Here is a 12,610-nt window from a genome sequence, read left to right on the forward strand (position 1 = left end):
CCTCCGATCCGCGAACACACGTGTACTGCGCTACCGTCGGTGTGGGTTGAGCAGCCAGCCCGTTGAACGGCCATGCGCGCCGTTATAACTGGAGGTTGCCACGTGCTCACCGACGGTCAAGTCCCCTTCCGCACCGCATTCGAGACCGCAGGCTCCGCCGTCCTCGTGCGCGTCGCCGGTGAAATCGACTTCACCACCGCCCCTGACCTGGCGGAACGCCTCGGTGAGGCGATCAGATCGGTCACCCCGCCCGCGCCGGTCGTCGCCGACCTGAGCGGCGTCCGGTTCCTCGGTGCCCAGGGCATCGGACTGCTGCTCGAACACCAGGACCTGTGCCTGCGCCGGGGCAGCGCGCTCGTGGTCGTCGCGAACACCGCCGCGGTGCTGCGACCGTTGCAGGCACTGGAACTGATGAGCGTGCTGGGCGTCCGGTCGTCCGTGATGGACGCACTGACTCCGGCCTAGGCGCCCGGCCAAAACGTCCCGTCCGCCCTGCTCACCACTGCACGCGGGGTCCCCGCGTGCGCTCCATGCGCACGAAAGGTCCCCGCGTGCGCATGGTGACTTGAGCCGTGTGCGCTCAAGTTCGGGTGGTGTGGTGGTCCGTCGTAGTGGGTGAGACCTTCCGGTCAGGGCCTGGTCCGCAGGCCGGCCATTTCAGGGGTGCAGCCCTGGACCCGGTTCGGCGCTGGGAGCGATGGGAGTGGGACTGAGGGCCGTGTCGTCCTCGCCCTCCTCCAGCAGCGTGGCCGCGGCGCCGACGATGCGCACGTCCGGAGTGCCGACGACGCCCCAGTCCTTGTCGTGGTAGTCGAACCGGGCCAAGACGCTGCGCATGGCCTCGATGCGGGCCCGCTTCTTGTCGTTGCTCTTGACCACCGTCCACGGTGCGATCTCCGTGTCCGTGGAGCGGAGCATGGCGACCTTGGCCTCGGTGTAGTCGTCCCAGTGGTCCAGTGACCTGATGTCGTTGGGACTGAGCTTCCACTGGCGCACCGGGTCGATCTGCCGGATGACGAACCGGGTCCGCTGTTCCTTGCGCGACACGGAGAACCAGAACTTCACGAGCAGCACGCCGTCCTCGACGAGCATCTCCTCGAACACCGGCGCCTGCCGCATGAACAGGTCGTACTCGGCCTGGGTGCAGTACCCCATCACGTGCTCGACGACGGCGCGGTTGTACCAGGACCGGTCGAACAGCACGATCTCGCCCGCGGTGGGAAGTTCGCGGACGTAGCGCTGGAAGTACCACTCGCCCTGCTCGCGCTCGCTCGGCTTGTCGAGCGCGACCGTGCGCGCCCCACGCGGGTCGAGGTGTTCGGTGAACCGCTTGATCGTGCCGCCCTTGCCGGCGGCGTCACGGCCCTCGAAGAGGATGACGAGACGTTGCCCCGTCTCGGCCACCCAGTGCTGGAGCTTGAGCAACTCGATCTGCAGCAACCGCTTGAGGCGGTCGTACTCGTCGCGGGGCATCCGTTCGGTGAACGGGTAGTTCTCCCGCCAGGTGAGCACCTCGTCGCCGTTGGCGTCCAGGAGGATCGGTTCGTCGTTGTCCGGGAACTTCGCGGTGTAGCCCTCGGCGAGTAACTCTGCTGAATCGACAGTCACGGATTCGTACATACCCGACGTATCGACGGCGAAAACGGGCCTTTGGGCCCTACCTGTCCGGCAGCGGGTTCGCCCGCGTCCAGTCGTCGACGTGGAACGGCGAACCACCGCCGGCCTGGGACGCGTGCGCGACCACCGCGGGAGGCAGCTGTCCGTCGGTCATGTCGAGCCGGTCGCGGTAGTCCGCCACGAACGCCGCGGCCACCTCGGCGGCGGTCAGCGCGGGCTCGTAGTCGGCGAGACCGGCGATGGAACTCTGCCGCAGGTCGTAGCGGAGTGCGCGCGACACGTCCGTGATCACGGCGCGCACCCGGTCCGAGACGGCGACCTGGACGACGGTGCTGAACAGGGAACCGGTGGAGGTGACGCGTTGTGCGGAACCCACGACCTTCGTGACGCCCGCGACGTTGATGCTGTACTCGCCGGGGCAGTACTCGCCCTCGACCTCGCCGATGCGGGCGTCGACGTCGCCGAGTCCGCGCAGCACGCGGACGTGGCTCTCGGCGTTCGCGGCGAAGGTCGCGCTGCCCGCGTGGCGGATGTCCGTGGTGCTGTCGAGGTGGTCGATCACCACGGCACCGCCGTCGTAGGCGACCATCCGCCCGCCCGGTGACCTGACCACCGGTGCGAAGCCCGCCTCGCGGGCAAGTGCGGTGGCCTCGGCGATGCCGGGCGAGCGGAGGTCCCTGCCGCTGAAGGCGACGGTGGGACCGGCCGGCACGTAGATGTGGACGAGCTGCTGCCACGGCGCGCCCGGGGTGCGCAGCAGCAGTGCGGGGATCACCAGGTCGGTGATCGAGGGCCCGGCGCTCCCGGTGGTGACCAGGAGGCGGGTGTTCGTCGCGGTTGGCACGCCGTGATTCTCGACGACGGCCGATCAGCCCGCGGCGCGGTACGCCTCACCGGCCTCGTTCGGGATGCCACCGGGGGTGTAGAGGCCGGTGCCGGGCTTGTCCGCGGGCAGTGCGAACCAGGCGTAGCGCTCGACGTACGGGAGGCCTTCCATCATCGCGCTGGAACCGCGCGCGAAGGCGGCGAGCTGTGCCTGGGTCGGGAAGCGGGCCGTGCCGCCGGAGAAGTCGATCAGCGCGTACTCGGTCAGCCAGATCGGTTTGCCGTACCGCGCGTGCACCGCGGCGAGGTAGTTCTTCAGGTGGCCGACGGCCGCGTCGCTGAAGTCCGAGCCGTACCAGTGCACCGCGATGAAGTCGACGCGCAGGCCTCGTTGTGCCGCGCCGGTCATGAACCGGTCGAGCCAGCCGCCCGCCTTGTCGCCGCTGTGCGCGACGGCCGGGCTGCCCAGGCGCAGACCGGTCGCGGCCAGCTTCGGCCACAGGTCGAGCGCCTGTTCCGGGGTCATGTTCGCCTGGTCGGGGAAGTCCGGCTCGTTGAAGCCGAGCAGCACCTTGCCGTTCGCCTTCGCCCTGGCCAGCGTCGCGTCGTCGGTGAACTTCGTGCCCCAGATCATCGGCACGAACTCGACGTTCGGCGGTGTCGGGACGCCGTCGGGGTGCGCGGCCCAGTTGTAGTACCAGCCCGCACGGACGTCGGTCAGCGCCTTGCCGGCACCGTCGAAGTTCCAGGTGCTCACGCCCTTCTTCACCGACGCCGTCACGGGGACCGCGGGCGGCGGCACGGGCTTGGCGGACGTGGTGGTCGTCGACGGCGGCGCCGACGACGACGGGGGAATGGGCGAAGCAGAGGTGGTGGACGGCGAGGACGTCGTGCTTTCGGCGACCGGGATCGCGCGGGCGACCGGCTCCTCGCGGGAGGGCAGCACGGCGACCACGATGCCCGCCGCCACCACCGCGGCTGCGGCGGCCGCGATGGGTTTCACCAGCGCGCCCTTCAAGAACAGGCCGGCCTTGCCGCCGGTGGCGGGAGCGGAGGTGACCTGGGTGATAGCCACGTGCGAACCGGTGAGCGTGGCCGGGTCGAACCCGAGCGCGGCGGGCAGCGGCACCAGGGGCAGTCGCGCGAGCAGCCCCTCGACGGACGCGAGGTCGCGGCCGCAGCGTTCGCACCGCGCGCAGTCCCGGCTGTGCCGGGCGATCCGCTTGCGCCACAACGGACTGGGCGCGCCGTCCCACTCGGCGACGATGTAGGCCAGCTCCGGGCAGCGCGGTGTGCGCTCCAGCGTCCGCACGACGATCCGTGCGGCGTCGAGCTGGGCCTTGACCCGCTGCACGCGCACGGCGGTGTGCTGCGGGGTCAGTTCCAGTGCGGTGGCGACCTCTGCGCGGGTCAGTCGTCCGGCCGCCTCCAGCCACCACAGCGACAGCAGCTCGCGTTCGTCCTCGCTGAGCCACCTCGTGGCCGTGACGACCTCGCGGCGCTGCCCGGAGAGCTGCAGGCGCATGATCGTGAGGTCGACGAAGTCCGCGCCGGGATCGGCCACGTCCTCGGGCACCGGACCGGTGATCGGCAGGCGCTGGTGGTCGCGGTGCCGCAGCCGGATCTGGTTCATCGCGATCACGACGAGCCACGACCGGAACCCGGCGGGATCGCGCAGCCCCGGCAGGCCGTGCACCGCGCGCAGCATCGTCTCCTGGACCACGTCGTCGGTGTCCGGGTGACCGCCGAGCGCGTGCCCGACGATGTTGTAGACGAGGGGCAGGTACCCGCTCACCAGGTCGTCGAGCGCTCGCTGGTCGCCGTCCCGCGCGGCCGTCACCGTCGCGACGCCGGGTTCCTCGGCCATCGCCATGCCCACCTCACTTGCCAGTCCGGGGTCGTCTGACCAGGAGATGTCCCCGGCGGCCGGCGATAACGGAAAATTTCTGCCGACGTGCACCCTATGACGGTCGCGCTGTGTGCGGATGCGATCACAACGGGCGTTCTGTGAAGGATTGCATAGCGATCCGATTGAACCGTTTTCGTCCTTGACGGCCGTGCTACCTGCGACAACACTTCCCCGGGACAACGACGGAACGAGCCGGGAGCGCCCTTGCCGAACGCCTCCGAGCCCCCGACGACCAGTCCGGGGATCGTCCGCCGCTTCTGGTGGCGCAGCGGCCAGCGAACGAGGCTAGCGGTCGCGTGCGCCGGTGTCCTCGGGGCGCTCGCCGTCACCGGCGCGGCCGGCTTCAGCGGCGACGCACGCCTGGCGGAACGCGGCGGACCCGGTGTGGCCGTGCACAGGGGCGACTCCTTCGAGGTGACCGTCCGCGCGGTGTCCGGGGTGGACCTGTTCGAGGGCGTGGAGCCCGGCACCGGACGGGTCTTCGGCGCCCGTGTCGCCGGGGTGAGCGCGGCGCCCTGCTGGCAGTCGCAGTCCCTGGCGGTCGCGGAGAACCTGTTGCGAGGCAAGAAGGTGCGCCTCATCGTCAAGAAGGACGGCGACACCGGCACCGATCGGCTCCTGGTCGACGTGGAACTGCCGGACGGAACGGACTACGCGCGAACCGTCGTGGACGAGGGCACGGCGTCCGCGGACGTGGCGGCGCGCGGGGAGCTCGGACCGGTCGAGTCGGCCGCGCGCCTGCAACGCCGCGGCCTGTGGGCGGGCGGGTGCACCGGCTACCGCGACGACGCGCTGGCGCCGCCGTCCAGCACACCGCAGACCTCGTCCACCACGGCTGTTCCGACGACGACCACGACGACACCACCGCCGGTGCCCACCACGACGACCGAGGAACCCGCGCCGGAGCCACCTCCCACGGCCACCGAGGAACCCGGCGACGACGAATGGCTCGCCAGGTTCGAGGGCAAGCGGTGTCTCCTCGAAGGGACGCGCAGGACGTCGCCGAAGGGGACCGAGATCGTCTGCACCCGCGGACCCAGGGGACAGCTGAGGTGGCAGCGTGCGGACTGAGGACCACGTCGACCTGTTCGCCGAAGCGGTGGAGGCCGACCCGGCACCGACGCGGGTGGACGGCGGACGGCCCCGCGGACTGACCGCCGAGGGCTGGGTGCGCACGACGGGCTGGCTGCAGGTCGGCGACCACCCCGTGAGCTCGGTGCTGCTGGCCGCGGTGGCGGGACTGCTGTGGGCGCTGGTCGGAGCGGCCGCGCTGGTGACCGAGTTCCCGGTCGCCGCGGGTGTCCTGACGTTGACGACCCCGGTGGTGTCCGGCGTCCTGTGGTGGCTCTTCACCACGCGACTGCGGCCGGCCTCGACGGCCCGCAACGTCGACACGTGCCGCGCGGACGAACTGGAGCCGGGTGACACCATCCGGCTGCACGGCTCGATAGGCCCGATCGGCCAGGTGGTCGAGGTGGCTCTGGACGACGACGCACGGGTCGTCCTGCACGGCGGAGCGCGGCGGACGTGGGCTCGCGACGACGTGGTCCACCTCGCGGAACTGCTCCGCTGAGCAGCGGCGAACTGCCGGTTCTGTCCCACGATCAGCGCTGCCACCAGCACATTGCGGGAAGCTAGCGTAACGCGATGTGCTGGGAACAGGTGGTGAGGTAAGGATTCTCGGGCCGGTCGAGGTGTGCGGCCCGCACGGCCTCGCGGTGCTGACCGGGGCCCGGCAGCGCAGCATCGTCGCGGTGCTGGCCCTGCGCGCGGGCACACCTGTTTCCGTCGACTGCCTCGTGGACGTGCTGTGGGGCGAGGATCCGCCGCGCACGGCCGTGCGGTCGTTGCACAGCCATGTCGCGCGGCTGCGGCAGGCGCTCGCCGACTGCGGCCTGCCCGGCGCGCTGATGACCAAGCCCGGCGGCTACCAGCTCGACGCGTCCGTCGACGCGGTGACGTTCGAACGGACCAGGGACCTCAGCCTGTGGCGGGGCGAGCCGCTGGCGGGCACGGAGCTGTTCGGCTGGGGCCGGGCGGAGATCGACCGGTTGCGGGACCAGCGGATCGCCGCGCTGGAGACGTACTGGGGTGAGCGGCTCGACGGGCGGAACGCGATCGAGGAGCTGGAACGACTCGTAGTCGGCCACCCGACGCGGGAACGGCTCGTCGGGCTGCTGATGCGGGCGTTGCACCTCGGCGGACGGCACGCCGACGCGCTGCAGGTGTTCCGAAGACTCAGACACCGGCTCGCCGACGACCTCGGCGCCGACCCCGGCCCGGACGTCACCGCCCTGCACACCGCCATCCTCCGCCGCGATCCGTCGCTGCACAGCGCGAGACCCGCCCAGTTGCCCGCCAGGGCGGGCCACTTCACCGGCCGCGCCGCCGAGTTCGCCTCCCTCGCAGGCCTCCCGCCGATCGTCGTCGTCTCCGGTGTCGCCGGGGTCGGCAAGACCACGTTCGCCGTCGAGTGGGCGCGCCGCGTCGCCGGCCGCTTCCCGGACGGGCAGGTGTTCCTGGACCTGCAGCGCCTCACCCCGGCCCAGGCGCTGACCGAGATGCTGCACAGCCTCGGCGTCCCGGCGGACCGGGTGCCCGCCGACCCGTCCGCGACGTACCGGAGTTTGTTGCACGGCAAGCGAGTGCTCATCCTGCTCGATGACGTCCGCCGCGCGCGGGACGTGCTGCCACTCGTTCCAGGCGACCAGGGGAACCTGCTGCTGATCACGAGCCGCGACGCGCTCTCGGCCCTCGGCACGCACCACGCCGTGCACACCATCAGCCTCGGCCTGTTGAGCGAACCCGAGGCGCACGACCTGTTCGCCGACATCCTCGGCGCGTCCAGGGTGCACGCCGAGCCCGGTGCGACCGCGGAGCTGGTGGTCCACTGTGGACGGCTGCCGCTCGCGCTGCGCATCGCCGCCGCGCGGCTCGCGATCCGGCCGGGCCGGCGGATCGCCGACCTCGTGCGCGAGCTGACCCGCAACGACCCGCTGGACGTGCTGTCGGTCGACGGCGACGACCGCACGGTCCGCACCGTGTTCGCCAGCGCGCACCGCACGCTGAGCCCCCAGGCCGCGCGTTTGTTCCGGGTGCTGGGGGAACACCCCGGCGCGAGCTTCCCCGCCGACCTCGCCGACGCCATGGGCCCGGGGCTCGACGAGCTCGTCGCCTCGCACCTCGTCAGCGAGGTCGGCAACGGCCGGTACGCGCTGCACGACCTGATCCGGCTGTTCGCCCGGCAGAGCGGCGACATCGGCGACGGGGTGGAGCGCCTGCTCGACCGGTACCTCACGATCGCCCACGCCGCGGGGGAGGTCCTCAACCCGCGCCACGACCTCGTGACGCGGCCGCGCTGCGACGACCTGCCGTTCACCGGCGACCGGGTCGAGGTGCTCGCCTGCCTCGACGCCGAACGCGACAACGTGCTGCACATGATCCGGCTGGCCGCGCGTTCGGGACTGCACCGCGAGACCTGGCAGCTGGCGTACCTGCTGACCGCCTACTTCGAGGCGCGGGGCAACTGGGCGGCGCGGGTCGAGCAGTGCGAGCACGCCGTGGTCGCCGCCCGCGCGCTCGGCGACCAGCGGGCCGAGGCGGAGATGCTGCGGGGACAGGGCATCGCGTTGCAGATGACCTCGCGCATCGCCGAAGCCATGGTGGTGCAACGGCAAGCGCTCGCCCTGGTGCGCGAGGCGGGCGATCTCCGCGGGGAAGCACGGCTGCACAACAACATCGCCAACGCGCACTCCGAACTGCGCGAGTTCGACCTCGCGCTGGACTCCTACCGCGTGGCGATGGACGTGCACGGGGTCGCGGGCGACGAGGTGGGCGTGGCGCTGGCACGGCGCAACCTCGGCTACACCTACGTCCGGATGGGCCGGCCGGAACTGGCCGCTGAGCCGTTGTTCGCGGCACTGGAGACGTTCCGCGCCAAGGAGAACCTCCGGCTGGAGGCGGCGACGCTGATGTCGCTGGGCAACGCCTTCCACCGGCTCGCCGACCTCGAACCGGCGCTGCGCCACTTCGGTGACGCGCTGCGGATCAGCCGCGAGATCACCGACGACCGCTTCGAGGCGGACGCGCTGACCGGCCTCGGTGTCACCCGGCTCGCACTCGGAGATCCCGTGGCGGCAAGGGAATGCCTGACCGCGGCGCTCGCGGTGTGCCGGGCGCTGGGGGACGGGCACCGCGAGGCGTCGACCCTGCGCGACCTGGCCGACGCCGAGCTCGCGCTCGGTGACCTCGCCGCCGCCCGTGAGCACCTGACCGCCGCCCTGGAGGCAAGGGTTCAGGCGCCGGACGGGTTCGAGCAGGCCCTGGCCCACCGCACGTTCGCCGACCTGGAGGGCCGGAGCGGGCGATGGACCGAGGCAGCCCGGCACCTGGCTCAGGCGGTCACGCTGCTCAGCTCTCGCCGCCGATCGTGAACACGGCGACGCGCTTGCCGACCTGTCCCGGCTTCACGGACGTGATCTCCAGGGTGAACGTCTTCTGCTCGCCCGTCACGCGCAACACCTTGTAAGGCACACCCGCCTGGCTCTGGCCCGCCTTGATGACGACCGTTCCGCGTGACACGGCCTGGTAGTCCTCACCCTGCTTCGCGGTGCCGTCGACGAACCTGTAGGTCACCTCGACGTTCTGCTGCACCGGGCCGTCGCGCAGTTGCAGCGCCGCCGTGTACGAGTCCGCCGACTCGTGCACGGGCCCGTCGATCGCGTCCACGACGACGGGGCAGTCCGGCGGCTCGCAGTCCGCTGCTCCGTGCGCGGGCACGATCCCGAGCAGAAGCAGCAACAACACCATGATGGTTCTCATTGACAACCCTTTCGGTGGGTCCGTCTCCGAGTAACGGAGACGGACCCACCGGGGTTGATACTCAGTCCTTTTCGTTGATGAGGTATTGCGCCCCGCCGAGATCCGTGCCCTGCGCGTCGGTCTGGCGCACGTGCAGCTCGGCCGGTCCCGCCTCCCTGTCGGTCTCGAACGTCAGCGCGGTCTGGACGCGCTCGTCCGCCTTGAGCGTCAGGTTGTCGAAGCGCGCCTTGGTGTCGACGAGCTGGAACTGCGTCTCGCCCACCTGCTTCACCCCGGTCGCCCTGCCGCCGGTGGCCTTCCACCGCGCCGTGAGCTCCTGGCCGAGGTCGAACGTGATCGCGCCGGCGAACGGCCGCGGCTGCTCGAGGACCAGGTTCTGCCGCGCGTCGGTGCGTTCGGGGTTGCCGATCGTGTACGGCACGCGGACGGGTTCGAACGGGCGGACCCGCACGGAGTCGACGTTGCGCCACGCGATGTTGTTGTTCCGCTGCGCGTTCTGCTGGGTGTTGCTGACTTCGGCGAACGTCATCGGGTCGGCGTTCGACACCCACCGGGCGAGCAGGCAGAAGTGCGCGGGGCCGGGCACGTTCCAGCCCGGCCAGGTGATCATGACCGTGGTACCGCTGACCGGCACGGTCGAGCCCGCGGTGCCGATGAAGGTCCAGCCGCCCGGCCAGGCCGTGCCGCCGCCGAGGTTGCTGCGGTACAGGTGGAGGTTGCCGTCCACGGTCCCGATGCCGCCCGGCTTGCGTCTCAAGGTGACGAAGACGTAGTTGTTCACGCCCACGACGGGGTTCTGGGACACCGCGCACGGCACCGGCGTCGTGCACACCTTGATGTCCGGGCTGTGGTAGATGCTGCCGGTGCTCGGCTCGTTGCCGACGTCGCTCACGTTGTCCCGGACGAAGACGTCGCGTTGGAACGGCGTCGCGCTCGCGGCCGGAGCGATGAGCGCCGCGGCCGCCAGCAAGCCTGCCAGCGCCGTTGCCAGTGGGGCTTTCACCATGTCCTCCATCGGTTGTGGACTGCCGACCGAAGAAGTACCGGCGTGCTGTTGTGGCGACGTTGTCGTGCTGTTGCAGGCCCTAGTAGGGGCCGATCAGCCGGTAGCCGGGCCACAGCTCGGCCCACGGCGCCCGCGGCTCGCGGCACACCGAGATGGCCCGGCCCTGTTCCATGGTCGCGAGCCCCTGCCCGTTGTCGATGCGCGCCGCCACGGAGCACTCGCGGAAGTCCCGCGCCAGCAGGTCCTCGCCCACCCCCACCGCGATCACGACGTCCGCGCTCTCGGGCGGCGATCCGCGGAAGTAGAGCTCGTTGTGCCCGCTGTAGATCGGGGGGAGCGGGTAGTCGTCGCGCATCCAGTGCAGCGCGCCCGCCTCGCCGAAGTTCTTCGTCAGCACCACGGCGCGCGACCGTTCACCTTCGGGCAGTGCGGCGTAGGCGTCGGCGGTCTGCCGGGCCACCCGCTCCCAGCCGATGGTCTCGGTCGTCAGGCTCGTCGCCGGGAACCGGGCGAACATCCGCTCCGGCAGCACCGGCACGATCACCGCCACCTGCACCACGGCGAAGACCGACAGCACCGAGACGGCCACTGGCAACCGCGACCGTCCGCGGGTCAGCCACTCGTCCGCGATCACCCAGCCCGCGGCGACCAGCGGCACCAGGTAGCCCTCGGTGTAGTCGATGCCGCTGGGCGCGACGGCGAGCACCAGCGCCGTGCCGATGAGGTAGGCCGCCCCCAGCGCCCGCGCCGGTCGCCATCGCGGCCGCCGCAGCAGGCCTGCCACGCCCGTGACCAGGACGAAGGCCACTGCCGGCCCCGTGAGGAACGCGACGTAGAGGGGGAACATCAGCCCGTCTGTCCAGTTGCCCTCGGACAGCGTCCGCGCCATGACGAGCTGCGGCCAGCCGTTGACCGCCTGGTAGATGACGTTCGGCGCGCCGATCAGCAGGGTCAGCCCGGCGCCTGCCCACAGCCACCGGCTGCGCAACTCCTGGCGCGGCCCCACCACGAGCAGCGCCAGCACCAGCGTCACCGGCAGCAGGAGTACGACGTACTTGGCGTAGGTCGCCACTCCGCACGTGGCACCGGCGGCCAGCCACCACCGGCCGTCCCCGCGCAGCAGCGCCCGCAACGCGAACAGCGCCACCGCGCTCCAGGCGACGAGGTCCGGGCTGTTGGTCAGCAGGAAGTGGGCCACGACGAGCACGGTCACCGACGTGCCGGAGGTGGCCGCCGCGAGCACCTGTGCCCGTGGCCCGCCGCCCAGTTCCGCGGTGACCAGCGCGGCGAGCACGACGACGGCCAGGCCGCACAGCAGGGCCGGCGTCCGGACACCCCAAGCCGTGTCGCCGAACAGCACCGCGCCCGCCTTCGCCAGCAGCGGCGCGAGCGGTGGCTGGTCGAAGTACCCCCAGTGCGGATCGTCGCCCAGCATCCGGAAGTAGAGCTCGTCCGCCGAGAGTCCGTAGTTCCCGGCGAACGGGAACACCAGGGCCGCGTAGAGCACCGCGACCACCGCCACCGGGCGTCGCGCCAGCGGTACGGCCAAGCCGGTTCGCGCCGCCACGCCCTCGATCGTGAACACCGAATCGCTCCCCTCGTGGTGACCACGGGGGTCACCGCGACGGCGATGCTATCGATGATCAGCTCCGCGCATTGCTCCAATTGGCAGCAATCGCCTCTGACGCAGAATCAAACACGAAGAAGATTGAATCCGATGGAACCGTCATAGTCGGACGTGCGTCTATAGCATGTGCCGGGACACATCGTTGTGCAATGGCATCGAAATTGGGGAATGGCCGACAAACGACAGCAAGCTCGTCTTCGGCCCGTCTCAACTGGTGGGGGAATCCGTGCGTGAATACCAAATCGCCGCTGAAGGCTGGGGCTTTCGGGGTGCATGTGACGCGTGGCACAGCATTCAGTCACTGCCTGTGTCTGAGTGGGTGCGCGAGGTAACAACGTGCAGTAGTCCGCCGATCGGCGTATAAGCGGATTGATGAACTTTATTCTATTTCTGAATTGGGCTGTTCGGCGGATTCATGCAGGTCCTGGGCCTGGCTAATCTGCGGTTGTCGCTTCGGCGGCTCTGGGGGCTTCTTTGGGGTGGGGTGCTTTCGCCGACCCGCTGATTCGCGTGCGCTTCTCGCGTCCGGTGGTGTAGGCGGATGACGCAAGGGGGTTTTCATGGCTGTTGTCCGAGAATTGACGCATGGGTCGCCGACGTGCGCGTTGCCCGCACGGGTGTGGCATCAGTGAGCCGCATATCGCGGCGTACTCCCGAAGACGCGACCTGATCCGCCGGCATCTCGTGCACGGCGACAGTCCACGAGCCCGGACTTCGAAAGGGGCTCCTTCACCCGCTGTATCTGTGACTTCAGCGGTCTCTCTGTCCTGGTGTGCCGGGACAATCAGCAAAGAGGAGCAGTTCA

Annotated in this window: 10 protein-coding genes; 4 read left to right on the plus strand and 6 right to left on the minus strand. The window is 70.5% G+C overall.

The window, feature by feature from the left end; all coding sequences use genetic code 11:
* Positions 1-102 precede the first annotated feature (102 nt).
* A complete protein-coding gene (locus LX88_RS16540; RefSeq protein ID WP_258948662.1) occupies positions 103-465 on the plus strand; it encodes an STAS domain-containing protein in 363 nt (120 codons plus the stop codon).
* Between the two features lie 192 nt (positions 466-657).
* Here the strand turns inward: LX88_RS16540 and ppk2 are convergent, their stop codons facing one another.
* Genes ppk2 through LX88_RS16555 form a run of 3 tightly spaced genes read right to left on the minus strand, consistent with a single transcriptional unit; the run spans position 658 to position 4,309 of the window.
* The gene (gene ppk2, locus LX88_RS16545) at positions 658-1,608 is read right to left on the minus strand and encodes a polyphosphate kinase 2 (protein WP_372511325.1); all 951 of its coding nucleotides are present in this window, start codon (positions 1,606-1,608) and stop codon (positions 658-660) included.
* A gap of 49 nt (positions 1,609-1,657) precedes the next feature.
* A complete protein-coding gene (locus tag LX88_RS16550; RefSeq protein WP_258948664.1) occupies positions 1,658-2,461 on the minus strand; it encodes a lipoyl protein ligase domain-containing protein in 804 nt (267 codons plus the stop codon).
* Positions 2,462-2,485: 24 nt separating this feature from the next.
* Positions 2,486-4,309: a sigma-70 family RNA polymerase sigma factor gene (locus LX88_RS16555; RefSeq protein WP_258948665.1), complete on the minus strand. Its 1,824-nt coding sequence runs from the start codon at positions 4,307-4,309 to the stop codon at positions 2,486-2,488.
* Positions 4,310-4,555: 246 nt separating this feature from the next.
* Here LX88_RS16555 and LX88_RS16560 point away from each other — a divergent pair, with 246 nt between their 5' ends.
* From LX88_RS16560 to LX88_RS16570, 3 genes are all read left to right on the plus strand, one after another.
* On the plus strand, positions 4,556-5,422 hold the full coding sequence (locus tag LX88_RS16560; protein WP_258948666.1) for a thermonuclease family protein: 867 nt from the start codon (positions 4,556-4,558) through the stop codon (positions 5,420-5,422).
* Entirely contained in the window at positions 5,412-5,924 is a 513-nt protein-coding gene (locus LX88_RS16565; RefSeq protein WP_258948667.1) for a hypothetical protein, read from the plus strand. Before LX88_RS16560 ends, LX88_RS16565 begins: the two co-directional genes overlap by 11 nt.
* A gap of 76 nt (positions 5,925-6,000) precedes the next feature.
* The gene (locus tag LX88_RS16570; RefSeq protein ID WP_258948668.1) at positions 6,001-8,784 is read left to right on the plus strand and encodes an AfsR/SARP family transcriptional regulator; all 2,784 of its coding nucleotides are present in this window, start codon (positions 6,001-6,003) and stop codon (positions 8,782-8,784) included.
* On the opposite strand, the gene LX88_RS16575 is transcribed toward LX88_RS16570, so the two are convergent.
* The 3 genes from LX88_RS16575 to LX88_RS16585 all read right to left on the minus strand — a co-directional run bounded on the left by LX88_RS16575 (position 8,762) and on the right by LX88_RS16585 (position 11,763).
* Positions 8,762-9,172, minus strand: coding sequence for a Calx-beta domain-containing protein (locus LX88_RS16575; protein ID WP_258948669.1), 411 nt, complete (start codon positions 9,170-9,172; stop codon positions 8,762-8,764). The genes LX88_RS16570 and LX88_RS16575 overlap by 23 nt on opposite strands.
* A 61-nt stretch (positions 9,173-9,233) precedes the next feature.
* Positions 9,234-10,175, minus strand: coding sequence for a hypothetical protein (locus LX88_RS16580; protein WP_258948670.1), 942 nt, complete (start codon positions 10,173-10,175; stop codon positions 9,234-9,236).
* A gap of 82 nt (positions 10,176-10,257) precedes the next feature.
* Complete coding sequence (locus LX88_RS16585) at positions 10,258-11,763, minus strand: glycosyltransferase family 39 protein (protein ID WP_258948671.1); 1,506 nt, start codon at positions 11,761-11,763, stop codon at positions 10,258-10,260.
* Positions 11,764-12,610: the final 847 nt, after the last annotated feature.

The organism is Lentzea californiensis, assembly GCF_024648825.1.
GTDB classification, from domain to species: domain Bacteria; phylum Actinomycetota; class Actinomycetes; order Mycobacteriales; family Pseudonocardiaceae; genus Lentzea; species Lentzea californiensis.